Below are 25,597 nucleotides of genomic sequence, written 5' to 3' on the forward strand. Positions count from 1 at the left end.
GTGCGCGACGGCGTCCGCCTCGGCGTCGATGTGGGCCGGGCCCGCATCGGCGTCGCCCGCTGCGACCCGTCGGCGATGCTCGCCGTGCCGGTCGAGACGGTGCCGCGCGCCGCGGAGGGCTCTGACGCCGACGTCCGCCGCATCCTCGAGCTCGCCGAGGAGTACGGGGCGTTCGAGGTCGTGGTGGGGCATCCTCTCTCGCTCTCCGGCAGCGCGACGCCCTCGACCGACGACGCGGTCGCCTTCGCCGAGCGGCTCGCGCGCGGCGGTGCGGCGGTACGGCTGGTGGACGAGCGGATGTCGACGGTGACCGCGCAGCAGGCGCTCCGAGCGAGCGGGAAACGCGCCAAGCAGCAGCGGTCCATCATCGACCAAGCCGCAGCCGTTATCATTCTGCAACACGCCATCGACGCCGAACGCGCGTCGGGCAAGCCGCCGGGGCAGTCCCTCGGCACCGACGAAGGGCCACCACCCCTGTGACTCAGCTCCCCCCTGAGCAGCGCGCCGCGCGCGAGCCGACCGGTCTCGACTGGGACACGATCCTCACCGGCGACGAGTCCCGACCGCGGCGCGACGCCCGGGCGGGCGGCCCGTCCGGGCGCGAGTCCCAGGGGGGAGGCGATGACCCGTTCGTGCTACGCGAGCACCCGGTGGCACCGCGGACGAACGATCCGTTCGCCTCGGACGACGAGGTCCCGCTCACCCGGCGCGAGCGCCGGGAGCTGGAGGAGCGTCAGTCGCTGCTCGAGGCCGCCCCGACGACGGGTCCCAGCGAGGCGCAGCGGCCGAGCCGGGCGGAGCGGCGCTCGGCCGCCGGCATCGACGACCCCGGCGCCCCGACGAAGCCGAAGCGGCGCGGGGCCTGGGGCTGCTTGATCGCGTTGCTCGTCGTCGTGGCGCTCGGCGCCGGCGCGTTCTTGTTCCTGCAGGGCCCGATCTCCGCGGTCATCGAGCGGTTCCAGCCGGCGGCCGACTACGAGGGCACGGGCTCGGGCGAGGTCACCTTCATGATCCTGGAGGGCGACACCGGCTCCTCCATCGCGGAGAATCTCTACGAGGAGGGCGTCGTCGCGTCCTCGGAGGCCTTCTACGAGCTGCTGCTGCAGCAGGAGCCCGAACCGGAGTTCCACCCCGGCGCGTACCGGCTCGCCGAGAAGATGAGCGCGAAAGCCGCGCTCGAGGCGCTCGAGGACCCGGCGAACAAGCTCGAGAACACCTTCGTGATCCCGGAGGGCACGGCCACGGCCGATGCGCTGTCGATCATCGCCGAGGGCGCGGGGGTGCCGCTCGAGCAGATGCAGGCCGCGGCGGCCGAGTCGCCGCAGAGCTACGGATTACCGGCCGAGGCGCAGTCGCTCGAAGGCTTCCTCTTCCCGGCGACCTACACCGTCGACCCGGCGCTCGACGCCCGCGGTGTGCTGCAGACGCTCGTCGACCGGCAGTTCCAGGCCCTCGACGACGCCGGGGTCGCCCCCGCCGACCGGTGGCGCACGATCGTGCTCGCCTCCCTCATCCAGCGCGAGGCCGGGCTCCGGGACGACTACTACAAGGTCTCCCGCGTGTTCCAGAACCGCCTGGACCCGGCCCAGTGGGAGTCGGGACTCCTGCAGTCCGACGCGACGGTCGCGTACGGCACCGGGAACACCCACCGCGTCAGCACCACGGACGCCGAGCGCGCCGACGCCGGCAACCCGTACAACACCTACGTGCACCCCGGACTCCCCGTCGGGCCGATCTCCAACCCGGGCGACCTCGCGATCGACGCCGCGCTGCACCCCGCCGACGGCACCTGGCTCTTCTTCGTGACGTGGAACCTCGACACGGGTGAGACCATCTTCTCCACGACCGTCGAAGAGCACGATGCGGCCGTCGCGAAGTGGTTGGCCTGGATGGACGAGCACCCGGAGTACCAGTGAGCGACGGCGTCGGCGGCCCCGCCGCGCACCGGCTCGCCGTGCTCGGCTCGCCGATCGCGCACTCGAAGTCTCCGGCCCTGCACCGCGCCGCCTACGCGGCGCTCGGCTTCGACTGGCAGTACGAGGCCGTCGAGGTGGCGTCGGCCGGCCTGGCCGAGTTCGTGGGCTCGCGGGATGCCTCGTGGCGCGGGCTCTCGCTCACGATGCCCTTGAAGCAGGAAGTGCTCCCGCTCGTCGACGAGCTCGACCGCCGTGCCCGGCTCACGGGCGCCGCGAACACCCTGCGCTTCGACGGCCGACGCCGTCTCGGCTTCAACACCGACGTCGGGGGCATCGTCGGTGCGCTCGCGGATGCCGGGGTGACCGCGTCGGCTCGCGCCGGCGTCGTCGGCGGGGGAGCGACGGCCGCGTCCGCGATCGCCGCGATCGCGGAGCTCGGGGCGAGCGAGGTCGAGGTCTTCGTGCGCACCCCGGCGCGCGCGGCGGCGCTCGAACCGCTCGCCGGCTCGCTCGGGCTCCGGATCGTCGTGCGGCGACTCGACCAGCTGTCCGGTGCCGGAGGACTCGACCTCGTCGTGGCGACAGTGCCCGGCGGCACCGAGCTCGGTGTGCGGCCGAGCGCCGCGCTCATCGAGGGGGCCGCGCTGCTCGAGGTCGCCTACGACCCGTGGCCGAGCCCGCTCGCGGCGGCCTGGCTCGACGGCGGCGGCACCGTCGTGCACGGGCTCGGCATGCTCCTGCATCAGGCGCTGCTCCAGGTGCGGGTGTTCGCGAACGGCGACCCCGAGCTGCCGCTGCCCGGCGAGGCCGAGGTGCTCGCGGCGATGCGGTCGGCGATCGCCTGAGGCATCCGCCGCGTCGCCGTCCGACGCGCGCCGCCGCGGCGTCACGCGGAGGGCGCGCGCCCTCCGCTGTGGAAGGATAGAGCCATGCTTCGTTGGCTCACTGCCGGTGAGTCGCACGGCCCCGAACTCGTCGCGATCCTCGAGGGCCTCCCCGCCGGCATCCCCGTCTCGCTCGATCAGGTCCGAGAGGACCTCGCACGGCGCAAGCTCGGCTACGGCCGCGGCGCGCGCATGAAGTTCGAGCAGGACGAGCTCGCCATCTCGGGCGGGGTGCGCCATGGCCTGAGCCTCGGCAGCCCGATCGCCCTCCGCGTCGGCAACACCGAGTGGCCGAAGTGGCAGGAGGTCATGAGCCCCGAGCCGATCGATCAGGACCGACTCGGTCGTGGCCGCGGTGCGCCACTGACCCGGCCGCGGCCGGGCCACGCCGACCTCGTCGGCATGCAGAAGTACGGCTTCGACGAGGCCCGCCCGGTGCTCGAGCGCGCGAGCGCCCGCGAGACCGCGGCCCGGGTCGCGCTCGGCGCCGTGGCGAAGTCCTTCCTCGCGGAGCTCGGCATCCGCACCATCGCGCACACCCTGTCGATCGGGCCGGTGCGCGTGCCGGAGGGGGCCGCCCTGCCGGTGCCCGCCGATCTCGCGGCGGTGGACGCCGACCCGCTGCGCTGCTTCGACGCCGAGACCTCGGCACGTATGGTGGCCGAGGTCGACGACGCCCACAAGTCCGGCGACACGCTCGGCGGCGTCGTCGAGGTGCTCGCCTACGGCGTCCCCCCGGGGCTCGGCTCGCACGTGCACTGGGACCGCCGCCTCGACGGGCAGCTCGCCGCCGCGCTCATGGGCATCCAGGCGATCAAGGGCGTCGAGGTCGGCGACGGCTTCGAGACGACCCGCCGCCGCGGCTCCGAGGCGCACGACGAGCTGCACCTCGACCGCGGTCGCATCGTCCGCGCGAGCGACCGCGCCGGCGGCACCGAGGGCGGCATGTCCACCGGCACCGTGCTGCGGGTCCGGGCGGGCATGAAGCCCATCGCCACCGTCCCGCACGCGCTGCCGACGGTCGACGTCGCGACGGGCGAGCCGGCTCCCGCGCACCACCAGCGCTCCGACGTCTGCGCCGTGCCCGCGGCGGGCGTCGTCGCCGAGGCGATGGTCGCCCTCGTGCTCGCGAACTCCGTGCTCGAGAAGTTCGGCGGCGACTCGCTCGCCGAGACCCGCCGGAACCTCGAGGCGTACCTCGCCGCGATCCCCGAGGCGCTCACCAGCGCCGGGGCGGACGGCGGCGCCGGGCTCGCGGCCGGCGCGGTGGGATGACGGCGGCGGGCGCCGCGGCGCCCGGCGCGCCCGTGCTGCCGCTGGTGCTGATCGGGCCGATGGGGGCGGGCAAGTCCCGGGTGGGCCAGAAGCTCGCCGCCGAGATCGCTGCGCCGTTCGTGGACACCGACGCCCGCATCGTCGAGCGCTACGGACCCATCGAGGAGATCTTCGCCCGCGAGGGCGAGGAGTACTTCCGCATCGTCGAGCGCGAGATCGTCGCCGAGGCCCTCGCCGAGGAGGCGGTGGTCTCGCTGGGCGGGGGAGCCGTGCTGCATCCGGCGACGCGCATCGACCTCGCGGAGCTGCCCGTCGTGTGGCTGCAGGTGAGCGCCGCCGCGGTGGCGCCTCGCCTGGCCGGCAGCGCGCGCCCGCTGATCGCCCAGGGCGGGATCGACGCCTGGACCCGCATCCGCGACGAGCGGGCGCCCATCTACGCCTCCCTCGCCGACCTCGCCATCGACACCTCGCGCCGCTCGGTCGCGCGGATCGTCACCGACATCACCGAGCGCTTCGGAGGAACAGCATGACCGCAGTCGAGCCGCAGGCCGAGCCGACCGTGATCCGGGTCGGCGGCGACGAGGGCTACGACGTCGTGGTGGGCCGCGGCGTGGTCGCGCGCATCGGCGACGCGCTCGGGCCGGCCGTGCGCAAAGTGCTCCTCGTGCATCCGGCGACGCTCGGCGCCCGGGCCGCCGAGCTCCGCGAGTCGCTCACCGACCGCTTCGAGGTCATCCTCGCGGAGATCCCCGACGCGGAGGCCGGCAAGCGGGTCGAGGTCGCCGCGTTCTGCTGGCAGATCCTCGGCCAGGCCGACTTCACGCGCAGCGACGCCGTCGTCGGCATGGGCGGGGGAGCCGTCACCGACCTGGCGGGCTTCGTCGCGGCGACCTGGCTGCGCGGGGTCCGCGTGGTGCAGGTGCCGACGACCGTGCTCGGCATGGTCGACGCCGCCGTCGGCGGGAAGACCGGGATCAACACGAACGAGGGCAAGAACCTCGTCGGCGTCTTCCATGCGCCCGCCGAGGTCATCTGCGACCTCGACCTGCTCGACACGCTGCCGAAGAACGAGATCCTCGCCGGCTTCGCCGAGATCGTGAAGGCCGGGTTCATCCGCTACCCGGAGATCCTCGACACCATCGAGGCCGACCACGAGCGCGCCACTGATCCCGCGACGCCCGAGTTCCGCCGCGTCGTCGAGCTCGCGATCCGGATGAAGGCCGACGTCGTGACCGAGGACTTCAAGGAGGCAGGCCTCCGCGAGATCCTGAACTACGGCCACACGCTCGGGCACGCGGTCGAGCACGCCGAGCGGTACCAGTGGCGGCACGGCGCCGCCGTCGCGGTCGGCATGATGTTCGCCGCGGAGCTCGGCCGCCTCTCCGGCCGCCTGTCCGACGAGGTCGCCGACCGGCACCGGCGCGTGCTCGAGCTGCTGAGCCTGCCGACGAGCTACCCGGCGGGCCGGTGGAACACGCTGCTCGCCACCATGCAGCGCGACAAGAAGTCGCGCGGCGGACAGCTGCGCTTCATCGTGCTCGACGACCTCGCGAAGCCGACCGTGATGCAGGCGCCCGATCAGTCGATGCTCTTCGCGGCATACCAGGAGATCGGCTCGTGAGCCGAGCCATCCGGGCCGCCGCTAGGCTGAGCGCATGACGACGATCCTCGTGCTGAACGGGCCGAACCTCGGCCGCCTCGGCACCCGCGAACCGGAGGTGTACGGCAGCGAGACGCTCGCCGACATCGAGGCATCGCTGCGCGGCGAGCTGCCTGAAGGAGTCGAGCTCGAGCTGCGGCAGACCGACGACGAGGGCGAGCTCATCCGCTGGATCCACGAGGCGGTCGACCGGCGCACGCCCGTCGTCCTGAACCCGGCCGCGTTCACGCACTACAGCTACGGGCTCCGCGATGCCGCCGCCCTGCTGAAGCAGGCGGGCGTGCCGCTCATCGAGGTCCACCTCTCGAACCCCCACACCCGCGAGCGCTTCCGGCACACGAGCGTCATCTCGGCGGTCGCGACGGGCGTCATCGCCGGCTTCGGCAGCGACTCCTATCGCCTCGCCGTGCAGCAGCTGCTGCGCATCGTCTAGAATCGTTCGTCGGCCCGCGTGCGCCACCGCCTGCGGCCGAACGACTTCACCGAAACGGAACGGAATCCACGCGCATGGCATCGACCGCAGACATCAAGAACGGCGTCGTCCTCAGCATCGACGGCCAGCTCTGGAGCGTGATCGAGTTCCAGCACGTCAAGCCCGGCAAGGGCGGCGCGTTCGTCCGCACCAAGCTGAAGAACGTCGTCACGGGCAAGACCGTCGACCGCACCTACAACGCGGGCGCGAAGGTCGACATCGAGAACGTCGACCGCCGCGACTTCACGTACCTCTACAACGACGGCGACGGCTTCGTCTTCATGGACGCGGTCGACTACGACCAGCTCACCGTCCCCGCGGCGACCGTCGGCGACGCCGCGAACTTCATGCTCGAGAACCAGGCCGTCACCATCGCCCTGAACAACGGCAACCCGCTGTACGTCGACCTCCCCGCCTCGGTCGTGCTCGAGATCACCTACACCGAGCCGGGCCTGCAGGGCGACCGCTCGACCGGCGGCACCAAGCCCGCCACCGTCGAGACCGGCTACGAGATCCAGGTGCCGCTGTTCCTCGAGACCGGCACCAAGGTCAAGGTCGACACCCGCACGGGCGACTACCTCGGCCGCGTGAACGACTAGTGAGCGCACGGACCAAGGCTCGCAAGCGCGCGCTCGATCTGCTCTACGCCGCGGAGATGCGGGGGATGCCGGTCGAGCAGCTGCTCGTCGTCGAGGCCGAGAAGGCCGCCGGCGAACCGGAGCGCCAGGCGTCGTGGCTGTACGCCCGCGAGATCGTCGACGGCATCGTCGACCACCGGGCCGAGATCGACGAGCTCATCACGACGCACTCGCGCGGCTGGACGCTCGAGCGCATGCCCGCGGTCGACCGTGCGCTGCTGCGCATCGGCGTCTGGGAGATCGTCTACAACGACGAGGTGCCCGACGCGGTCGCGATCGCCGAGGCCGTCGAGGCGGCGACCGTGCTGTCGACCGACGACTCGGCCGGTTTCGTGAACGGACTGCTCGCCGCGGTCGCGCACGCGAGGGCCTGACGCACCGCGTTTCACACGCTCCACCCGCGACGGCGGGCCGCCCTGGCGGCCCGCCGTCCGGCGTTCAGCCGAGCACGAGGCGGCGGGCGGCCTTCGAGTGCGCCGAGATCAGCCCGTCGAGGTCGAGCCCCGGGATGCGGCCGTCGACGACCCGCCATTCGCCGCCCACCATGACGCGATCGGCGCGGTCCGCCCCGCAGAGCACGAGCGCCGCGATCGGGTCGTGGCTGCCCGAGAAGCGCAGCTCGTCCAGGGTGAACAGCGCGAGGTCGGCCTGCTTGCCGAGCTCGATCGACCCGAGCTCGCCGTCACGGCCGAGCGCCCGCGCTGAACCCAGGGTCGCCCAGCCGAGCGCCCGGGTGACGGGCACGTCGGCGCCGTAGCGGAGGCGCTGGAGGTAGAGCGCCTGACGCACCTCCTGGATGAGGTTCGAGGAGTCGTTCGAAGCGGAGCCGTCCACGCCGAGGCCGACGGGGACGCCGGCATCCTCCAGCTCGATCGCGCGCGCGATGCCCGAGGCGAGCCGCATGTTCGAGGTCGGGCAGTGCGCGACCCCGGTGCCCGCCGCGCCGAGGCGGGCGATCTCCTGCTCGTCGAAGTGGATGCCGTGACCGAGCCAGCTCTGCGGGCCCAGCCAGCCGACGCTCTCGAGGTAGTCGACGGTGCGCAGGCCGAAGCGCTCCCGGCAGAACTCCTCCTCGTCGAGGGTCTCGGCGAGGTGGGTGTGCAGCCGCACCCCGCGGCGCGCGGCGAGCTCGGCGCTCTCCGACATGATCTCCCGCGTCACCGAGAACGGCGAGCATGGCGCGAGCGCGATGTGGATATCGGCGCCGGGCGCGGTGGAGTGGTACCGGTCGATGAGACGCTCCGAGTCGGCGAGGATGACGTCGCCGTCCTGCACGACGCTCTGCGGCGGCAGCCCGCCGTCGCGCTGGCCGAGCGTCATCGAGCCGCGCGTGAGCGTCGCCCGCATGCCGAGGCGCCGCACGGACTCCACCTCGAGGTCGATCGCCTCGTCGAGGCCCTCGGGGAAGACATAGTGGTGGTCGGCCGCGGTCGTGCAGCCGGAGAGCAGGAGCTCGGCGAGCGCGACGGTCACGGCGAGCTCGAGGCTCTCCGGCGTGAGCCGCGCCCAGACCGGGTAGAGGCCCTGCAGCCAAGGGAAGAGCTTCGCGTCGGCGACGGGCGCCCAGGCCCGGGTGAGCGTCTGGAAGAAGTGGTGATGGGTGTTGATGAGCCCCGGGAGCACGACGTGGTTTGCCGCGTCGAAGACCTCCTCGACCGGCCTCGACGGGGCGGCGCCGGCGCGGAGGAGTTCGACGATGCGGCCGCCCTCGACGACGATGCCGCCGTCGGCGGCGCCGGGGGCGTGATCGGCGGCCGTGAAGACGGCGGCGGGGTTCTTGATCCAGACTCGTGCCATGAGCGGCATCCCTTCGATGGTGGAGGAGTGGTGCCAGCTCAGTGTTGACCTGTCTGCTGATCCAGGTCGCGCCAGACTATGGGCGCGGCGGATGCTGCGTCAACGCCTCACGATCGGAGCCTTCCGCTCAGGGCATGGGCGTGCGCGCGTCGTACTCCCGGAAGCCGCGCTGGAGGCGGAGGATCGCGACGGCCGCCGCGACGACGAGCAGCCCGCCGAACAGGGGCGGGAACCAGAGCGCGACGGCGGTCGCGAGGATGCCGACCCAGAGGTCCCCGAGGCGCGGACCGCCCGTGACGACGACCTGGAACACCCCCTGCATCCGCCCCTGCAGCTCGTCGGGCACCGCGGTCATCAGCATCGTGCTGCGGAAGATCGCGCTCACCTCGTCGGCGGCCCCCGCGCCGGCGAGGAGGACGGCGGCCACGAGCAGCGCCGGCAGGCTCAGTGCGGTGTCCCCGCTCGGTGACCGCCCGGCGAGCGCGATGGCGATCACCGCGCCGAAGCCGGCGATGCACGCGCCGTAGGCGATGACCGAGCGGCCGATCGCGAGGCCGTAGCGGCGCACGTGCATCACCCGCCCGCTCAGCAGGCTGGTGAGGAAGGTGCCGACGGCGAACGCGGCGGTGAGGGCGCCGGCGGTCGCCGCCCCGCCGCCGATCGCGACCGCGCCGACGGCCGGGAGAAGCGCATACGGGCGGCCGAAGGTCATGGCGGCGAGGTCGATCAGGAACCCGGCGCGGATGTTCGGCGCGCCGCGCAGGAATCGGAAGCCGTCCGCGAGGGCGGCGAAGCCCCTGCGTCGAGCGGCCCCCGCCTCGACCGGGCTCGGCGGCACGGCGGGCAGCGTGAGGATGCCGAGGAAGCCCGCGCTGAACAGCACGAGGTCCACGGTGAAGGTGAGGGGGTAGCCGATGGAGGCGACGAGCAGGCCGCCGAGCGCGGGGCCGAGCGTGAGTTGCACACCGATCCCGATCCCGCTGAGTGCGGCGGCCCGGGACACGAGGGCCGGGGCGAGCAGCCTCGGGGTCACCGCCGTCCGGGTGGCGCCGGTGACCGTCGCGCACACCGAGATCACGGTGGTGAGCGCGTAGAAGGGCCAGAGCGCGACCGCGCGGCCGGCCTCGTGCTCGGCCGCGCTGACGGCCGAGACGGCGACGAGCGCGGCGGTGGCCGCCCAGGTGGTGCTCGCGCTCGCGATGAGCAGGCGCCGGCGGTCGAGGGCGTCGGCGAGGACGCCGCCCCAGAGCCCGGCCACGAGCATCGGCAGCAGCGCGATGCCGCCGACCAGGCCCACCGCCAGCGTCGAGCGCGTGAGTTCGTAGAGCTGGAGGCCGACCGCGAGCACCGTGAGCTGCGCGCCGATGCCCGCGATCGTGCCGCCGATCCAGAGCCGGGCGAACGCCGGGGACTCCCGCAGCGGCGCGAGATCGACGAAGTGCGATCGCCGCGGCGGGGGAGAAGTCACCTGAGCATCGTACGCACGGTGAAACAGGACCGGGCGCGCTGCTAAACTCGACGGAGTTTGGCAACCTTTAAGGCCGTCCTGTGAGGCGGAGAAGGGAGGCCGCCGTGGCACGCGCCGTGCTCACCCAGGCGGACATCCAACGGGCGCTGACCCGCATCTCGCACGAGATCCTCGAATCCAACCGCGGGGGGAGCGACCTCGTCATCCTCGGCATCCCGACCCGCGGCGTGATCCTCGCCCGTCGGATCGCCGAGACGATCGCCCGCATCGAGCCCGACGCGGCACCGGTGCCGGTCGGCTCGATCGACGTCACGATGTACCGCGACGATCTGTCCCGCACCCGCACGCGGACGCCGCAGCCGACCGAGGTGCCCGCCGGGGGCATCGACGGACGCACGGTCGTCCTCGTCGACGACGTGCTGTACTCCGGGCGCACCATCCGCGCCGCCTTCGACGCACTCTCCGACCTCGGCCGCGCCCGCGCGGTGCGGCTCGCGGTGCTCGTCGACCGCGGCCACCGCGAGTTCCCGATCCGTGCGGACTTCGTCGGCAAGAACCTGCCGTCGTCCCACGACGAGCGCATCAACGTGCGGCTCGTCGAGACGGACGGCGACGAGGGCGTCGCGATCGAGACCGCCGACGGCGAGGGGGAGGCGAGGTGAACCATCTGCTGGGCACGCGCGAGCTCTCCCGCGAGCAGGCGGTCGAGCTCCTCGACATCGCGGAGGACATGGCGGCGGTGCAGGAGCGCGAGGTGAAGAAGCTGCCGACCCTGCGCGGCAAGACCGTAGTGAACCTCTTCTTCGAAGACTCGACCCGCACCCGGATCTCCTTCGAGGCCGCGGCGAAGCGGCTCTCGGCCGACGTCATCAACTTCAGCGCGAAGGGGTCCAGCGTCTCCAAGGGCGAGAGCCTGAAGGACACCGCGCAGACGCTGCAGGCGATGGGCGCGGACGGCGTCGTCATCCGGCACCCGGCCTCCGGCGCGCCGCTCACGCTCGCGACGAGCGGCTGGATCGACGCCGGCGTCGTGAACGCGGGCGACGGCACGCACGAGCACCCGACCCAGGCCCTGCTCGACGCGTTCACGATGCGCCGCCGGCTGCACGGCGCGGCCTCCCGCGGGCGCGGGCTCGACGGGGCGCGCGTGCTCATCGTCGGCGACGTGCTGCACTCGCGGGTCGCGCGCTCGAACGCCTGGCTGCTGCCCGCGCTCGGCGCCGAGGTCGAGCTCGTCGCCCCGCCGACGCTGCTGCCCGTCGACACGCGCCGCTGGCCCGTGACGACCTCGTACGACCTCGACGAGGCGCTCGGCCGCCGGCCGGACGTGGTCATGATGCTGCGCATCCAGGCCGAGCGGATGCACGGGGCCTTCTTCCCGAACAGCCGGGAGTACGCCCGCACCTGGGGGCTCGACGACGCGCGGTTCGACGCGCTTCCCGACACTACGATGGTCATGCATCCCGGACCGATGAACCGCGGTCTCGAGATCGCCGCCCGCGCGGCCGATTCGCCGCAGTCCACGGTGCGCGAGCAGGTCGCGAACGGAGTATCAGTGAGAATGGCCGCCCTCTATCTGCTGCTGTCCGGTGAACGGGGGGCGGCCGCATGAGCGAACGTCACCTGATCGTCGGGGCGCAGCTGCCGAACGGCGAACGCCGCGACCTCCTCCTCGAGGGCGGACGCATCGCCGAGCTCGGCACCGGGCTGGACGCCCGCGGGGCGGAGCGCGTCGACGCGGCGGGCCTCGTGGTGCTGCCCGGGCTCGTCGACCTGCACACCCACCTCCGCGAGCCGGGGTACGAGCAGAGCGAGACCGTGCTCACCGGCACCCGCGCCGCCGCGGCGGGCGGATTCACCGCGGTCTTCGCGATGGCCAACACCTCGCCGGTCGCCGACACGGCCGGGGTCGTCGAGCAGGAGCTCAGCCTCGGACGCGCCGCCGGCTACGCCACCGTCCAGCCGATCGGCGCCGTGACGGTGGGCCTCGCCGGCGAGCGCCTCGCCGAGCTCGGCGCCATGGCCCAGTCCCGTGCCCGCGTCCGCGTGTTCTCCGACGACGGCTTCTGCGTGCACGACCCGCTGCTCATGCGCCGCGCGCTCGAATACGTGAAGGCCTTCGACGGCGTCATCGCGCAGCACGCCCAGGAGCCGCGGCTCACCGAGGGCGCGCAGATGAACGAGGGCGCCCTCTCCGGCGAGCTCGGGCTGGCGGGCTGGCCGGCGGTCGCCGAGGAGTCGATCATCGCCCGCGACGTGCTCCTCGCCGAGCACGTCGGCAGCCGACTGCACGTCTGCCACGTCTCGACGGCCGGTTCGGTCGAGGTGCTCCGCTGGGCGAAGGCCCGCGGCATCGATGTCACCGCCGAGGTCACGCCGCACCACCTGCTCCTCACCGAGGACCGGGTCGCGAGCTACGACCCCCGCTTCAAGGTGAACCCGCCGCTGCGCCGCGCCGAGGACGTCGAAGCCCTGCGCGCCGCGCTCGCGGACGGCACCATCGACATCGTCGCCACCGACCACGCCCCGCACCCGGTGGAGGCCAAGGAAGGCGAGTGGGACGCCTCGGCGAACGGCATGGTCGGGCTCGAGTCCGCGCTGTCCGTCGTGCACCGCACGATGGTGGAGCCGGGACGCCTCGACTGGGCCGACGTCGCACGGGTGCTGAGCCAGGCGCCCGCCCGCATCGGCCGCCTCGCCGGCCAGGGCTGCGCGATCGAGCTCGGCGCGCCCGCCGAACTCGTCCTCTACGACCCCTCGGCGACGGGGGAGTTCGGCCTCGAGCGGCTCGCCGGACGCAGCACCAACTCGCCCTACCTCGGCGAGACGCTGCCCGGTTCCGTGCGCTGGACCTTCCACCACGGCTACGCCACGGTCCGCGACGGCGAGCTGCGCGAGAGCGCGGAGGTCGCCGGACTCGCCGCGGCAGCGGGGAGCGCTGATGGATAAGCTCATCGGCGCGATCGTCGCCGTCGTCATCGTCGCGGTCGTGATCTGGTTGATGGTCCGCTCCTGGCGACGACGACGGGCGCGCGACGCCCGCCTCGCGGCCTACCCGGTGCCCGCGACGCTCGCCGCCGCCGTGCTCGAGACCGAGGTCCTCTACGTCGCCTCGACTCCCGAGGACGAGCCCTTCGAGCGGCTCGCGGTCGACGGCCTCGCGTTCCGCGGGGCCGCGCACCTCGAGGTCTACGACGCGGGCGTGCTGCTCCGCATCGCGGGGGAGCCGGCGAGCTTCATCCCGGTCGAGCGCATCGTCGGGATCGGGGCCGCGAGCCACGCGATCGACCGCGGCGTCGAGGCCGAGGGCCTCGTGGCCATCACCTGGCAGCCGCACGAGTCGGAGCCCGGCGAGGTGCCGGTGCGCATCGACAGCTATCTTCGGGCGCGATACCCGGGCGACACCGCCCGGATCATCGACGCCGTCACGAACATCACCGCGGCCGAAGCGCCGCGGTCGCAACAGGAAGGCGAGGCCTCTGGTGACTGAGACCACGACCCGCACGGCCCCCGCCGTGCTCGTCCTCGAGGACGGAACCCGCTTCGAAGGGCGCGCGTACGGCGCCCTCGGCCGCACGCTCGGCGAGGCGGTCTTCGCGACCGGCATGACCGGCTATCAGGAGACGCTGACCGACCCGTCCTACGCGGGCCAGATCGTGCTCATGACCGCGCCGCACATCGGCAACACCGGCATGAACGACGAGGACATGGAGTCCAAGCAGATCTGGGTCGCCGGCTTCGTCGTGCGCGACCCCTCCCGCGTCGTGTCGAACTTCCGCTCGCAGCGGAGCCTCGACGACGACCTCGCGGACGCCGGCATCGTCGGCATCTCCGGCATCGACACGCGCGCCGTCACGCGGCGCATCCGCGACGCCGGCGCGATGCGGGCGGGCATCTTCTCCGGCGAGGATGCGAGCCTCACCGCGGGCGAGCAGCTCGACCTCGTGCTCGGCGGCGCCGAGATGGCGGGGCAGAACCTCTCCGGCGAGGTGTCCACGGGGGAGCGCTACTCGCTGCCCGCGACCGGCGAGCGCATCGGCTCGGTCGCGGTCCTCGACCTCGGGGTGAAGACCTCCACGCTGAACTTCCTCGCCGAGCGCGGCTTCGACGTCGAGGTGCTCCCGCAGACCGTCACGATCGAGGAGGTGCGGGCGCTCGAACCCGACGCGCTGTTCTTCTCGAACGGCCCCGGCGACCCGAGCGCGAGCGACCGGCACGTGCAGCTGCTCCGCGAGTCGCTCCGCGACGGCCGTCCGTACTTCGGCATCTGCTTCGGCAACCAGCTCCTCGGCCGCGCCCTCGGCTTCGGCACGTACAAGCTGCCGTTCGGCCACCGCGGCATCAACCAGCCCGTGCTCGACAAGGCGACCGGCCGCGTCGAGATCACGGCGCACAACCACGGCTTCGCCGTCGACGCCCCGATCGATCGCGTGAGCGAGTCGAGCGAGGGCTTCGGCCGTGTCGAGGTCAGCCACGTCGACCTCAACGACGACGTGGTCGAGGGCCTCAACTGCCTCGACATCCCCGCGTTCAGCGTCCAGTACCACCCGGAGTCGGCTGCCGGCCCGCACGACGCGAACTACCTCTTCGATCGTTTCCGCGAGCTGGTCATCGCGAGCAAGGAGAACCGCGACTAATGCCCAAGCGCGACGACATCAATTCCGTCCTCGTCATCGGCTCCGGCCCGATCGTCATCGGCCAGGCCGCTGAGTTCGACTACTCGGGCACCCAGGCCTGCCGGGTGCTCCGCGCCGAGGGCGTGCGGGTCATCCTCGTGAACCCGAACCCGGCCACCATCATGACCGACCCGGACTTCGCCGACGCGACGTACATCGAGCCGATCACCCCGGAGATCATCGAGTCGATCATCGTCAAGGAGCGCCCCGACGCCATCCTGCCGACCCTCGGCGGCCAGACCGCGCTCAACGCGGCCATCGCGCTGCACGACGCGGGCATCCTCGAGAAGCACGGCGTCGAGCTCATCGGCGCGAAGGTCGACGCCATCCGCAAGGGCGAGGACCGCCAGCTGTTCAAGGAGCTCGTGGTGGAGTGCGGCGCCGACGTCGCCCGCTCGCACATCGCGCACACCATGGACGAGGTGCTCGCCGCAGCGGATGACCTCGGCTACCCGCTCGTCGTCCGCCCCTCCTTCACGATGGGCGGCCTCGGCTCGGGCTTCGCGTACGACGAGACCGAGCTGCGCCGCATCGCGGGCGCCGGCCTGCACGACTCGCCGACCACCGAGGTGCTCCTCGAGGAGTCCATCCTCGGCTGGAAGGAGTACGAGCTCGAGCTCATGCGCGACACGCACGACAACACCGTCGTCGTGTGCTCGATCGAGAACGTCGACCCGGTCGGCGTGCACACGGGCGACTCGATCACGGTCGCGCCCGCGCTCACCCTCACCGACCGCGAGTACCAGCGCCTCCGCGACATCGGCATCGACATCATCCGCGCCGTCGGCGTCGACACCGGCGGCTGCAACATCCAGTTCGCCATCGACCCGTCGAACGGGCGCGTCATCGTCATCGAGATGAACCCGCGCGTCTCCCGCTCCTCGGCGCTCGCCTCGAAGGCGACCGGCTTCCCGATCGCGAAGATCGCGGCGAAGCTCGCGATCGGCTACCGGCTCGACGAGATCCCGAACGACATCACCCGGGTGACGCCCGCGAGCTTCGAGCCGACGCTCGACTACGTCGTCGTGAAGGTGCCGCGCTTCGCGTTCGAGAAGTTCCCGGCCGCCGACCCGACGCTCACCACGACCATGAAGTCCGTCGGGGAGGCCATGGCGATCGGCCGCAACTACGCGACCGCCCTGCAGAAGGCGCTCCGCTCGCTCGAGAAGCGCGGCTCCTCGTTCCACTGGGGCGAGGAGGAGCGCAGCGTCGAGGAGCTCCTCGAGCAGGCGCAGACGCCCACCGACGGCCGGATCGTGCTCGTGCAGCAGGCGCTCCGCAAGGGTGCCACGATCGAGCAGGCCTTCGAGGCCACGAAGATCGACCCGTGGTTCCTCGACCAGATCGTGCTGATCAACGAGGTCGCCGCGACGGTCGCCGCCGCAGAGGCGCTCGACACCGAGACGATCCTGCTCGCGAAGGACCACGGCTTCTCCGACGCGCAGATCGCCCAGCTCCGCGGCTTCGGCAGCGAGCAGGACGCGCGCGAGGTGCGGCACATCCTCGGCATCCGCCCGGTCTACAAGACGGTCGACACCTGCGCCGGCGAGTTCCCGGCGCTCACGCCGTACCACTACTCGAGCTACGACCAGGAGACGGAGGTCGCCGCGAGCGACCGGCGCAAGGTCGTCATCCTCGGCTCCGGCCCGAACCGCATCGGCCAGGGCGTCGAGTTCGACTACTCGTGCGTGCACGCCTCGTTCGCCCTGCACGACGCGGGCTTCGAGACGATCATGATCAACTGCAACCCGGAGACGGTCTCGACCGACTACGACACGAGCGACCGGCTCTACTTCGAGCCGCTCACCCTCGAGGACGTGCTCGAGGTCATCCACGCCGAGTCGCAGTCCGGCGAGCTCGTCGGCGTCGTCGTGCAGCTCGGCGGCCAGACCGCCCTCGGTCTCGCGAAGGGCCTCGAGGCGGCCGGCGTGCCGATCCTCGGCACTTCGCCCTCGGCGATCGACCTCGCGGAGGAGCGCGGCCTCTTCGCCGGCATCCTCGAGAACGCGGGCCTCCTCGCGCCGCGCAACGGCACCGCCGTCGACCTCGCGGGCGCGCAGCAGATCGCGGAGGGCATCGGCTACCCGGTGCTCGTGCGCCCGAGCTACGTACTCGGCGGCCGCGGCATGGAGATCGTCTACGACAGCGCGAACCTGGCCGAGTACTTCGACCGTGTCGAGGGCCAGGGCATCGTCGGCCCGAGCCACCCGCTGCTCGTCGACCGCTTCCTCGACGACGCCATCGAGATCGACGTCGACGCGCTCTACGACGGCGGCGAGCTCTACATCGGCGGCGTCATGGAGCACATCGAGGAGGCCGGCATCCACTCCGGCGACTCGAGCTGCACCCTCCCGCCCGTGACCCTCGGCCGCGCCGAGGTCGACCGAGTGCGCGAGGCGACGCGCGCGATCGCCGAGGGCATCGGCGTGCAGGGCCTGCTGAACGTGCAGTTCGCGATCGGCGCCGGGGTGCTCTACGTGCTCGAGGCGAACCCGCGGGCGAGCCGCACGGTGCCCTTCGTCTCGAAGGCGCTCGGCATCCCGCTCGCGAAGGCCGCCAGCCGCATCATGGTCGGTGCCACCATCCGCGAGCTCGTCGCCGAGGGCCTGCTGCCCGAGGTCGACGGCTCCCGCGTGCCGCTCGACGCCCCGGTCGCGGTCAAGGAGGCCGTGCTGCCGTTCCACCGCTTCCGCACCCGCGAGGGCGGCATGGTCGACTCGGTGCTCGGGCCGGAGATGCGCTCGACCGGCGAGGTCATGGGCATCGACCGCGACTTCCCGACGGCGTTCGCGAAGAGCCAGCTCGCCGCGTACGGCGGCGTGCCCGCCTCCGGCACCGTCTTCGTCTCGGTGTCCGACCGCGACAAGCGGGCGGCGATCCTGCCGGTGCTGCGCCTGCAGCAGCTCGGCTACGACATCGCCGCGACCGAGGGCACCGCCGAGGTGCTGCGCCGCAACGGCATCCGGGCGAGCGAGGTGCTGAAGTTCCACGACAAGCCCGACGCCGAGGCGACGAGCGTGGTCGAGCTCATCCATCGCGGCGAGGTCGACGTGGTCGTGAACACCCCGAGCGGCCGTTCCGCCCGGGCCGACGGCTACGAGATCCGCGCCGCGGCGGTGGCCGCGGGCATCCCGCTGTTCACGACGATCGCGGAGCTCTCCGCCGCCGTCGCCTCGCTCGACGTGGTCGGCGACGGCTTCGACGTGACGAGCCTGCAGGAGTACCAGCGCCGCCGGGAGGGGGCCGCGTGAGCGAGCCCGTCGCGTTCGGCGACCGCCTGGCGGCCGCCTTCGCCGCCTACGGCCGGCTGTGCGTGGGGATCGACCCCCACGCGCAGCTCCTCGAGAGCTGGGGCCTGCCAGACAGTGGCGAGGGCGTCCGCGAGTTCGGTCTCCGCGTGGTCGACGCGGCGGCCGGGCAGATCGGGATCGTGAAGCCGCAGGTGTCGTTCTACGAGCGGCACGGCGCGGCCGGCTACGCGGCGCTCGAGCGGGTGTTCGCCGAGGCGCGCGACGCGGGCCTCATCGTGATCGCCGACGCGAAGCGCGGCGACATCGGTTCGACGCTCGCGGGCTACGCGGATGCCTGGCTCCGCCCGGGCTCGACGCTCGAAGCGGATGCGCTCACGCTGAATCCCTATCAGGGGCTCGCCACGCTCGCCCCGGTCATGGAGCGCGCGGCGGCGGTCGGCAAGGGCGTGTTCGTGCTCGCCGCCACCTCGAATCCGGAGTCCGGGCCCGTGCAGACGGCCGAGCTCCGGCAGTCGAGCCGGGCCGGTCGCACGATCGCCTCCGCGATGGTCGACGGCGTCGACGCGTGGAACCGCGCTCGCCCGGATGCCTCGACCCGCACGCTCGGCGACGCGGGCGTCGTGATCGGCGCGACCGTCGACCTCCGCGGGGTCGGCATCGACCCCGACGCCTACGGTGAGACGCCCGGTCTGCCGGTGCTGGCCCCGGGCTTCGGGCACCAGGGCGGCGACGCCGCCCAGCTCGGCGAGCTGTTCGGCCGCCTCGCCGTCGGAGCCATCGTGAACGAGTCCCGCTCCGTGCTTGCCGCCGGCCCGGATGAGATCGGCGAGGCCGTCCGGCGCCGCGCCGGGGAGGTAGGATCGCTCGGTGCCTGATCGGACCCCCACCACCCCGCCAGAGGTCGACCGAGTCGCCGCGTCCCGGGCCGCCGTCGCGGCGCGCCGGGCCCGCGCGATCGTGAAGCAGGAGGTCGCCGACGGCGCTCGGAGCCCGCTCGATGTGCTCCGGGTCGCGTTCGACGAGCCCGACGGCGTCGAGGGCCGGCTGCGGGTCACGGAGTTCCTCGGGGCCATCCCGGCGATCGGCCGCACGAAGACCGAGCGGATCATGGACGAGCTCCAGATCTCGCCCGCCAAGCGCCTGGGCGGCCTCGGCCGCCTGCAGCGCCGGCGCCTGCGCGGCTTCGTCGCCGAATGGGTCGCCGCGCACGGCGGCACGGGCGACCGGCTCGTGGTCCTCGCCGGGCCCACGGCCGTCGGCAAGGGCACGGTCGCGGGGTATATCCGCGATCACTACCCAGAGGTGAAGCTCTCGGTCTCCGCGACGACGCGCGCCCCCCGCCCGGGCGAGGTCGACGGCGAGCACTACTTCTTCGTCGACGACGCCGAGTTCGACCGGCTGATCGAGACCGGCGAGCTGCTGGAGTGGGCGACCGTGCACAACGCCTCCCGCTACGGCACGCCGCGCGGCCCGGTGGAGCGCGCGATCGCCGCCGGCGACAGCGTGCTGCTGGAGATCGACATCCAGGGCGCGCGCTCGGTGCGCCGCGCCATGCCGGAGGCGACGCTCGTCTTCCTGCAGCCGCCGAGCTGGGACGAGCTCGTCCGCCGACTCGTCGGCCGCGGCACCGAGGGACCGGCGGAGCAGCAGCGCCGGCTCGAGACCGCGAAGGTCGAACTGGCCTCCGCCGACGAGTTCGATCACCAGGTCGTGAACCACGAGGTCTCCGAGGCCGCGCAAAAGGTCGTAGACTTGATGCGGCCCCGCAAGGGTCGTCATTGAGCTGCCCGCAGTTCGGGCGACCGGGCCACGATCTTTCGCGCACACCTCGTGCGCATCACCGAAGCGAGGAGTCACTCCATGGCTGAGAAGCTGTCCGGCATCATCGACCCGCCCATCGACGACCTGCTGTCGAAGGTCGACTCGAAGTACCAGCTGGTCATCTTCGCGTCGAAGCGCGCCCGCCAGATCAACGACTACTACGCCGACCTGCACGAGGGCAGCCTGTTCGACAACGTCGGCCCGCTCGTGGACTCGTCGATCGATGACAAGCCGCTCACCGTGGCGATGCACGAGATCAACGAGGACAAGCTGCGCCTGCGCCCCATCAGCGAGTAAGCCGCCGGCGTGGCGAGCACGACGGGCCGCTTGAACATCGTCGTCGGCATCACCGGCGGCATCGCCGCGTACAAGGCGGTCGCCGTCGTGCGCCAGCTCGTGCTGGCCGGCCATGACGTGCACGTCGTGCCGACCGAGGCGGCGCTCCGCTTCGTCGGCCGGCCGACGCTCGAGGCGATCTCGCGCAATCCGGTGCACACCGAGCTGTACGAGGGCGTCGCCGAGGTCCGGCACGTCGCCATCGGGCAGGCCGCCGACCTCATCGTCATCGCCCCGGCGACGGCGAACTCGATCGCGAAGCTCGCGGCCGGGCTCGCCGACGACCTGCTCGGCAACACCGTGCTCGCCAGCCGCGCCCCGCTCGTCATCGCCCCGGCGATGCACACCGAGATGTGGGAGCACCCCGCGACGCGCGCGAACGTGGCGCTGCTGCGCGAGCGCGGCGTCACGATCGTCGGCCCGGCCGAGGGGCAGCTGACCGGCACCGACCGCGGAGCCGGCCGGCTCGAGGAGCCCGAGGTCATCGTCGAGGCCGCCCTCGCGCGCATCTCCGCCGGGCGCGCGTCCGGCGATCTCGCCGGGCGCCGCGTCGTGGTGAGCGCCGGCGGCACGCGCGAACCGCTCGACCCCGTGCGCTTCCTCGGCAACCGCTCGAGCGGCAAGCAGGGCATCGCGATCGCCGAGGCCGCCCGCGCCCGCGGCGCCGAGGTGACGCTCGTGGCCGCGAACCTCGAGGTGCCGCGCCCCGAGGGCTGCGACGTCCGCGAGGTCAGCACGGCGCTCGAACTGCAGCGCGAACTCGTGGCCGCCGCCGCGGGCGCTGACGTGGTGGTCATGGCCGCCGCGGTCGCCGACTACCGCCCCGCCGCGGTCAGCGAGCAGAAGATCAAGAAGGACGCCTCGGACTCCGGACTCACCCTCGAGCTCGTGCGCAACCCCGACATCCTCGCCGGCCTCGGCGCCGCGCCGCACGACGGCACCCTGCTCGTCGGCTTCGCCGCCGAGACCGAAGCCGACGAGGGGCGCCTGCTGGAGCTCGGCCGCGGCAAGCGGCGCGCGAAGGGCGCCGACCTGCTGGTGGTCAACCGGGTGGGCTGGAGCGAGGGTTTCGCCGCCGACGAGAACCGGGTCGTCGTCATCGGGGCCGACGACTCGGTCGTCACACAAGCACACGGAAGCAAGGCGTCGGTGGCGGATGCCATCCTCGACGTGGTTGTCTCGAAGCTGAACCCCGCGGCGACTGCCGCACGCACTCCAGAAGGAACGACGAGCTGAACATGAGCGCACTCCGCCTCTTCACGTCCGAATCGGTCACCGAGGGGCACCCGGACAAGATCTGCGACCAGATCTCCGATTCCATCCTCGATGCGCTGCTCACCGTCGACCCGAACGCCCGCGTCGCAGTCGAGACGCTCGTCACGACCGGACTCGTGCACGTCGCGGGCGAGGTCTCGACCTCGGGCTACGTCGAGATCCCGGCGATCGTGCGCGAGCGGGTGACCTCGATCGGCTACGACTCCTCCGACGTCTGGTTCGACGGCCGATCCTGCGGCGTCTCGGTCTCGATCGGCGGGCAGTCGCCCGACATCGCGCAGGGCGTCGACCACGCCTTCGAGGCGCGCGAGCACGCGAGCGACGACGAGCTCGACCGTCAGGGCGCCGGAGACCAGGGCATCATGTTCGGCTACGCGGTGCGCGAGACGCCCGAACTCATGCCTGTGCCGATCTGGCTCGCCCATCGCCTCGCCGAGCGCCTCGCCGACGTGCGCAAGGCCGGCGAGCTCGACTACCTCCGCCCCGACGGCAAGACCCAGGTCACGGTCGGCTACGAGGGGCAGACGCCGCGCAGCATCGAGACCGTCGTGCTGTCGACGCAGCATTCGCCCAAGATCTCCACGGAGCAGCTCCGCGCCGAGGTCGAGGAGCTCGTCATCCGCCCGGTCCTCGACACGGTCGAACTGGCGCGGCCCGAGCTCCGCGTGCTCATCAACCCGACCGGTCGCTTCGAGATCGGCGGACCCCAGGGCGACGCCGGGCTCACCGGCCGCAAGATCATCATCGACACCTACGGCGGCGCGAGCCGGCACGGCGGCGGCGCGTTCAGCGGCAAGGACCCCTCGAAGGTCGACCGCTCGGCCGCCTACGCCATGCGCTGGGTCGCGAAGAACGCGGTCGCCGCGGGACTCGCCGACCGCCTCGAGGTGCAGGTCGCCTACGCGATCGGCGCGGCGGCGCCGGTCGGGCTCTACGTCGAGACCTTCGGCACCGCGCACGTGCCGGAGGAGCGCCTCATCGGAGCCATCCGCGAGGTGTTCGACCTGCGCCCGGCCGCCATCATCCGCGACCTCGAGCTGCTCCGGCCGATCTACGCGAAGACCGCGACGTACGGTCACTTCGGCCGCGAGCTGCCCGACTTCAGCTGGGAGCGGCTCGATCGCGTCGACGCGCTCCGTTCCGCCGCCGGGCTCTGAGATGGCGGGCGACCTCGTCGCCAGGGTGCTCGTCGACTCGCCCCTCCCGCAGCTCGACCAGCTCTTCGACTACCGGGTGCCCGAGCGGCTGCGCGAGGTCGTGCGCGCCGGCATGCGGGTGCGCGTGCCGCTCCGCACCGGCGGGCGCATCGCGAACGCCTGGCTCGTCGAGCTGGGCGATCACAGCGAGTTCGCGGGCCGGCTGAGCGAGCTCGACGATGTCGTCTCCGAGGCGCCGATGCTCACGCCGGAGGTGTGGCGGCTGGCGCGTGCCGCGGCCGACCGCGCCGCCGGCAATGCGAGCGACATCCTGCGGCTCGCGATCCCGGGGCGGTACGTGCGCGCCGAGCGCGCCTGGCTCACCGCGGAGCCCGATCCCGGCCCGCTGCCCGTCGACCCGCCCGCTCCGCCCGGCGGCATGGAGGGCGCGCTCGCGCGCGGGCTCGCCACGGGCGAGCGGATGGCCCTCGCGGCCGACGCCCGCCCCGTCCGGCTGCCCGACGGCACCTGGGTGGGGGCCTGGGCGAGCGAACTCGCCCTCGCGGCGGCGAACGTGCTCGCGAGCGATCGCAGCGCGATCCTCGTGGTACCCGACTACCGCGACCAGGAGCAGCTCGAGGCGGCGCTCGGGGCCCTCGTCGACGCGCGACGCGTGCTCCGCACCGACGCTCGGCAGACCGGTCCCGCGCGCTACCGGGCCTTCCTCGACGCGACGGGCGAGGCCGCGCGCATCATCGTCGGCAACCGTTCGGCCGTGTACGCCCCCGCGGCCCGGCTCGGCCTCATCGCCTTCTGGGACGACGGCGACGGGCTCATGAACGAGCCGCTCTCGCCCGGTGTGCACCCCAGGGACGCCGCCCTCATCCGTCAGGAGCAGTCGGGCGCCGCGCTCCTCTTCGCCGGCCACACCCGCAGCGTCGAGGTGCAGCGCCTGGTCGAGCTCGGCTGGGTGCACGAGGTGCCGCTGCAGAAGCCCGTGCGGCCGCGCATCGTCGTCACCGAGCGGCAGGCGCAGACCGAACCGGGCTCGGCCCGCATCCCCTCGGCCGCCTGGCGCGAGGCGCAGGAGGCGGCCGCGCTCGGCCCAGTGCTGGTGCAGGTCGCCCGGCCCGGCAACGCGCCGCTCCTGGTCTGCGACCGGTGCCGCGAACCCGCCAAGTGCGCCGCGTGCAGCGGTCCGCTCGCGATTCCGCGTTCGGGCGGAGCGGCCGTCTGCACGCTCTGCGGCACTGCGGCGAGCGCGTGGCGCTGCCCGGTCTGCGAGGGCACCAAGCTGCGCGCCGCGACCGTGGGGGCGAGCCGGACGGCCGAGGAGCTCGGGCGGGCGTTCCCGCGCACTAGGGTCATCCTCTCCGACGGCGAACGGCCGGTCCTGCGGGTGGGACCCGAGCCGGCGCTCATCGTCGCCACGCGGGGGGCCGAGCCGTTCGCCGAGGGCGGCTACCGTGCCGTGCTGCTGCTCGACGGCGAGCGGATGCTGCTGCGCGAGACGCTTCGGGTGGCCGAGGACTGTCTGCGCTGGTGGTCGAACGCCGCCGCGCTGGCCGTGCCCGGGGCGCCGGTGTTCCTCGTCGGCGTCGCCGGGGAGCTCGCCTCGGCGCTCGCGACCTGGCGGCAGCCCGAGTGGGCGGCGCACGAGCTCGCCTCCCGGCGCACGCTCCGCTTCCCGCCGGCGATCCGGGTGGCGAGCGTCACGAGCGGGCGCGAGCGGCTCGCGCGGGCGCTCGACGCCGTCACGGAGGCCGTGCCGGGCGTCGACGTGCTGGGGCCCGTTCCAGTGGAAGACGGGCTCGAACGCGCCCTCGTGCGCTTCGACTACGGGCAGGGCGCCGCCGTCGCCCGCACGCTCGAGGCGGAGATGATCCGCGCGGCGACCGAGCGGCGCAAGCCGGTGGCGGGTCGGCAGGTGAAGCGGCCGATCCTCAGGGTCCGCTTCGACGACCCGGAGGTGCCCTGAGCCGGTCCCGCCTCCGCGCGGCGCCTCCCGCGCATCCGGGAGAATGGCCGGGTGACCTCTCTGCGCCTCGTCTTCGCCGGAACCCCGGCCGCCGCCGTCCCGAGCCTCCGACGGCTCGCCGCCTCCCGGCACGAACTCGTCGGCGTCGTGACGCGTCCGGATGCCCCGCTCGGGCGGAAGCGCGTGCTGACCCCGTCTCCCGTCGCAGCCGCCGCGACGGAGCTCGACGTGCCGACGATCAAGGCCGCCCGTCTGGACGCCGAGGCGACCGCGTCGATCGCCGCCCTCCAGCCCGATCTCGGCGTGATCGTCGCCTACGGTGGCCTCGTCCGCGAGCCGCTGCTGAGCGCGCCCCGGCTCGGCTGGATCAACCTGCACTTCTCACTGCTCCCGGCCTGGCGCGGTGCGGCACCGGTGCAGCACTCGATCATCGCGGGCGACGACGAGCACGGCGCTGCGGTGTTCCAGCTCGTTCCGGAGCTCGACGCGGGCGCGGTGCTCGCCGAGCTCCGCCGACCCGCCGACCGGCTGGCGACGGCGGGGGAGACGCTCGACCGGCTCGCCGTCGAGGGCGCGGAACTGCTGGCCGGCGTCGTCGACGCGCTGGCCGACGGGACCGCGGTGGCCCGGCCGCAGTCCGGTGAGCCGAGCTTCGCCCCGAAGCTCTCGCTCGACGACGGACGGCTCGAGTGGACGCAGCCCGCGGCCCGGGTGCTCGACCGGTATCGCGGTGTCACGCCGGAGCCGGGCGCATGGGCGATGCTCGACGGCGTGCGGGTCAAAGTGCTCGAGGCCCGCCTCGCCGAGCCGAGCGGGGCGCCCGAGGCGGGTGCCGCGCTGGTGCCCGGAGAGTTGGCGCCGGAACGCCGGCGGCTGCTCGTGGGCACGGCCGACGCGGCGATCGAGCTCGTCCGCGTCCAGCCGGCCGGCCGCGGCGCGATGTCGGCCGCCGACTGGGGCCGGGGGCTGCCGGCCGGTGCCCGCTTCGAGGCCTGACGGTCGACGGTCCGCTGC

The 25,597-nt window shown here is 73.1% G+C and carries 24 protein-coding genes; 22 read left to right on the top strand and 2 right to left on the bottom strand.

The window, feature by feature from the left end:
* The 9 genes from ruvX (at window position 1) to nusB (ending at window position 7,219) form a co-directional block, all read left to right on the top strand.
* Window positions 1-480, top strand: coding sequence for a Holliday junction resolvase RuvX (ruvX, locus tag QSJ60_RS10780; RefSeq protein ID WP_285463603.1), 480 nt, complete (start codon window positions 1-3; stop codon window positions 478-480).
* On the top strand, window positions 477-1,916 hold the full coding sequence (mltG, locus tag QSJ60_RS10785) for an endolytic transglycosylase MltG (protein ID WP_285463604.1): 1,440 nt from the start codon (window positions 477-479) through the stop codon (window positions 1,914-1,916). Before ruvX ends, mltG begins: the two co-directional genes overlap by 4 nt.
* Window positions 1,913-2,761 carry a shikimate dehydrogenase gene (locus QSJ60_RS10790; RefSeq protein WP_285463605.1) on the top strand — a complete coding sequence of 283 codons (849 nt, stop codon included), beginning with the start codon at window positions 1,913-1,915 and terminating at the stop codon, window positions 2,759-2,761. The genes mltG and QSJ60_RS10790 overlap by 4 nt, the downstream gene beginning before the upstream one ends.
* A gap of 84 nt (window positions 2,762-2,845) precedes the next feature.
* Window positions 2,846-4,075 carry a chorismate synthase gene (gene aroC / locus QSJ60_RS10795; RefSeq protein WP_285463606.1) on the top strand — a complete coding sequence of 410 codons (1,230 nt, stop codon included), beginning with the start codon at window positions 2,846-2,848 and terminating at the stop codon, window positions 4,073-4,075.
* Window positions 4,072-4,605 carry a shikimate kinase gene (locus QSJ60_RS10800; RefSeq protein ID WP_230763378.1) on the top strand — a complete coding sequence of 178 codons (534 nt, stop codon included), beginning with the start codon at window positions 4,072-4,074 and terminating at the stop codon, window positions 4,603-4,605. The genes aroC and QSJ60_RS10800 overlap by 4 nt, the downstream gene beginning before the upstream one ends.
* Window positions 4,602-5,696, top strand: a complete 1,095-nt coding sequence (gene aroB, locus QSJ60_RS10805) for a 3-dehydroquinate synthase (protein WP_285463607.1) — start codon at window positions 4,602-4,604, stop codon at window positions 5,694-5,696. Before QSJ60_RS10800 ends, aroB begins: the two co-directional genes overlap by 4 nt.
* Window positions 5,697-5,730: 34 nt before the next feature.
* Window positions 5,731-6,168 (top strand): type II 3-dehydroquinate dehydratase, encoded by a 438-nt coding sequence (aroQ, locus tag QSJ60_RS10810; protein ID WP_230763380.1) that lies wholly within the window; start codon window positions 5,731-5,733, stop codon window positions 6,166-6,168.
* 74 nt (window positions 6,169-6,242) lie between these two features.
* Window positions 6,243-6,806 carry an elongation factor P gene (efp, locus tag QSJ60_RS10815; RefSeq protein WP_230763382.1) on the top strand — a complete coding sequence of 188 codons (564 nt, stop codon included), beginning with the start codon at window positions 6,243-6,245 and terminating at the stop codon, window positions 6,804-6,806.
* Window positions 6,806-7,219 (top strand): transcription antitermination factor NusB, encoded by a 414-nt coding sequence (nusB, locus tag QSJ60_RS10820; RefSeq protein WP_285463608.1) that lies wholly within the window; start codon window positions 6,806-6,808, stop codon window positions 7,217-7,219. Before efp ends, nusB begins: the two co-directional genes overlap by 1 nt.
* A gap of 64 nt (window positions 7,220-7,283) precedes the next feature.
* Here nusB and QSJ60_RS10825 read toward each other — a convergent pair whose 3' ends face one another.
* Both QSJ60_RS10825 and QSJ60_RS10830 read right to left on the bottom strand, forming a co-directional pair.
* Entirely contained in the window at window positions 7,284-8,642 is a 1,359-nt protein-coding gene (locus QSJ60_RS10825) for an 8-oxoguanine deaminase (RefSeq protein ID WP_285463609.1), read from the bottom strand.
* A gap of 127 nt (window positions 8,643-8,769) precedes the next feature.
* Window positions 8,770-10,110, bottom strand: a complete 1,341-nt coding sequence (locus QSJ60_RS10830) for an MFS transporter (RefSeq protein ID WP_285463610.1) — start codon at window positions 10,108-10,110, stop codon at window positions 8,770-8,772.
* Between the two features lie 104 nt (window positions 10,111-10,214).
* Between QSJ60_RS10830 and pyrR the strand changes: the two genes are divergently transcribed.
* The 13 genes from pyrR (at window position 10,215) to fmt (ending at window position 25,579) form a co-directional block, all read left to right on the top strand.
* Window positions 10,215-10,772, top strand: a complete 558-nt coding sequence (pyrR, locus tag QSJ60_RS10835) for a bifunctional pyr operon transcriptional regulator/uracil phosphoribosyltransferase PyrR (RefSeq protein ID WP_189084907.1) — start codon at window positions 10,215-10,217, stop codon at window positions 10,770-10,772.
* The gene (locus tag QSJ60_RS10840; RefSeq protein ID WP_189084908.1) at window positions 10,769-11,722 is read left to right on the top strand and encodes an aspartate carbamoyltransferase catalytic subunit; all 954 of its coding nucleotides are present in this window, start codon (window positions 10,769-10,771) and stop codon (window positions 11,720-11,722) included. Before pyrR ends, QSJ60_RS10840 begins: the two co-directional genes overlap by 4 nt.
* Window positions 11,719-13,059 (top strand): dihydroorotase, encoded by a 1,341-nt coding sequence (locus QSJ60_RS10845; RefSeq protein ID WP_285463611.1) that lies wholly within the window; start codon window positions 11,719-11,721, stop codon window positions 13,057-13,059. The genes QSJ60_RS10840 and QSJ60_RS10845 overlap by 4 nt, the downstream gene beginning before the upstream one ends.
* Entirely contained in the window at window positions 13,052-13,600 is a 549-nt protein-coding gene (locus QSJ60_RS10850) for a PH-like domain-containing protein (protein WP_285463612.1), read from the top strand. Before QSJ60_RS10845 ends, QSJ60_RS10850 begins: the two co-directional genes overlap by 8 nt.
* The gene (gene carA / locus QSJ60_RS10855; protein WP_230763399.1) at window positions 13,593-14,747 is read left to right on the top strand and encodes a glutamine-hydrolyzing carbamoyl-phosphate synthase small subunit; all 1,155 of its coding nucleotides are present in this window, start codon (window positions 13,593-13,595) and stop codon (window positions 14,745-14,747) included. Before QSJ60_RS10850 ends, carA begins: the two co-directional genes overlap by 8 nt.
* Window positions 14,747-18,037, top strand: a complete 3,291-nt coding sequence (carB, locus tag QSJ60_RS10860) for a carbamoyl-phosphate synthase large subunit (protein ID WP_285463613.1) — start codon at window positions 14,747-14,749, stop codon at window positions 18,035-18,037. The genes carA and carB overlap by 1 nt, the downstream gene beginning before the upstream one ends.
* The gene (gene pyrF, locus QSJ60_RS10865; protein ID WP_285463614.1) at window positions 18,034-18,912 is read left to right on the top strand and encodes an orotidine-5'-phosphate decarboxylase; all 879 of its coding nucleotides are present in this window, start codon (window positions 18,034-18,036) and stop codon (window positions 18,910-18,912) included. The genes carB and pyrF overlap by 4 nt, the downstream gene beginning before the upstream one ends.
* Complete coding sequence (gene gmk, locus QSJ60_RS10870) at window positions 18,905-19,819, top strand: guanylate kinase (protein WP_230763405.1); 915 nt, start codon at window positions 18,905-18,907, stop codon at window positions 19,817-19,819. Before pyrF ends, gmk begins: the two co-directional genes overlap by 8 nt.
* A 78-nt stretch (window positions 19,820-19,897) precedes the next feature.
* Window positions 19,898-20,155, top strand: coding sequence for a DNA-directed RNA polymerase subunit omega (gene rpoZ / locus QSJ60_RS10875; RefSeq protein WP_189084914.1), 258 nt, complete (start codon window positions 19,898-19,900; stop codon window positions 20,153-20,155).
* 30 nt (window positions 20,156-20,185) lie between these two features.
* On the top strand, window positions 20,186-21,430 hold the full coding sequence (coaBC, locus tag QSJ60_RS10880; RefSeq protein WP_285465303.1) for a bifunctional phosphopantothenoylcysteine decarboxylase/phosphopantothenate--cysteine ligase CoaBC: 1,245 nt from the start codon (window positions 20,186-20,188) through the stop codon (window positions 21,428-21,430).
* 2 nt (window positions 21,431-21,432) lie between these two features.
* Window positions 21,433-22,626, top strand: coding sequence for a methionine adenosyltransferase (gene metK / locus QSJ60_RS10885; RefSeq protein WP_285463615.1), 1,194 nt, complete (start codon window positions 21,433-21,435; stop codon window positions 22,624-22,626).
* A 1-nt stretch (window position 22,627) separates the two neighbouring features.
* Window positions 22,628-24,583: a primosomal protein N' family DNA-binding protein gene (locus QSJ60_RS10890; protein ID WP_285463616.1), complete on the top strand. Its 1,956-nt coding sequence runs from the start codon at window positions 22,628-22,630 to the stop codon at window positions 24,581-24,583.
* 60 nt (window positions 24,584-24,643) lie between these two features.
* Window positions 24,644-25,579: a methionyl-tRNA formyltransferase gene (gene fmt / locus QSJ60_RS10895; RefSeq protein WP_285465305.1), complete on the top strand. Its 936-nt coding sequence runs from the start codon at window positions 24,644-24,646 to the stop codon at window positions 25,577-25,579.
* Window positions 25,580-25,597: the final 18 nt, after the last annotated feature.

The organism is Agromyces sp. NBRC 114283 (assembly GCF_030268405.1).
Lineage (GTDB): Bacteria > Actinomycetota > Actinomycetes > Actinomycetales > Microbacteriaceae > Agromyces > Agromyces mediolanus.